At 47.2% G+C, this 961-nt stretch carries 2 tRNA genes and 1 rRNA gene; all 3 read left to right on the top strand.

The features are described from left to right. Positions 1–61, top strand: a 16S ribosomal RNA gene (locus tag IEW52_RS15575); the annotation flags it as partial. 228 nt (positions 62–289) lie between these two features. Then, positions 290–366 (top strand) — tRNA-Ile (locus IEW52_RS15570). Between the two features lie 139 nt (positions 367–505). Further along, positions 506–581: transfer RNA gene (locus tag IEW52_RS15565), tRNA-Ala, on the top strand. The last annotated feature ends 380 nt before the right edge of the window (positions 582–961 follow it).

Raw genomic sequence — 961 nt, 5'->3', positions numbered from 1 at the left:
GACTGGGGTGAAGTCGTAACAAGGTAACCCTAGGGGAACCTGGGGTTGGATCACCTCCTTACCTTAACTCAACGTCTGTTGAGTGTTCACACAGTTTGCTTGATAAGAAAGAGTGACTTATCGCATGGGCAAAAGCTGCCGGTGCGATTTTTTGCCCTCAGGATACCGGTTTCTAACCGCAGTTGAGGGAAAAAAGAAAAGGTTCGGGTCTGTAGCTCAATTGGTTAGCACCCCACATATCTTGAATAAAGAGTAGGGTGAGGTCGGTTGAGAGCAGCCAGATAGGTTTGGGTCTGTAGCTCAGTTGGTTAGAGCGCACCCCTGATAAGGGTGAGGTCGGTGGTTCAAATCCACCCAGACCCACCAAATCAATCTCCTACGTCGTCATAAGACTCGTCGTTTAGCAGGCTAAACGTCCTCGCCTTATTCCTAGTATTAGAATGATTTGGTGATTGGCTAAACATTGTGTAAGCAATGCAAAGCTAAATAAAGCTAAGAACTAAATGGGGCTATAGCTCAGCTGGGAGAGCGCCTGCCTTGCACGCAGGAGGTCTGCGGTTCGATCCCGCATAGCTCCACCATTTANGCTCTTTAACAATCTGGAAAGCTGATAGAAATAATTTGTAGTTCTTGATACGCAAGTGTCTTGGAACTTCTTGGCGAAATATGTTGTAAGCATCAGTCACTGATGCAATCAACCCCGCTTTGAGCAAGTTGTTTTTATGCTGCCTTTATATAGCGATATATTTAGGCGAGTGTCATCGACGTGAGTTCGAGGCGCGGTTTGAACGAGTCTCCTGAGCATAGTTTACTATGTGATGGAGCGAGCGAAAGCCGCAACGACGAAATCACTAAGATGAAGCCGCATAAACACACTTCTTGGGGTTGTATGGTTAAGTGACTAAGCGTACACGGTGGATGCCTTGGCAGTCAGAGGCGATGAAGGACGTGCTAACCTGCG

This window comes from Oceanisphaera marina, from assembly GCF_014643915.1.
Lineage (GTDB): Bacteria > Pseudomonadota > Gammaproteobacteria > Enterobacterales > Aeromonadaceae > Oceanimonas > Oceanimonas marina.
This window is presented reverse-complemented; position numbering and strand designations above follow the sequence as displayed.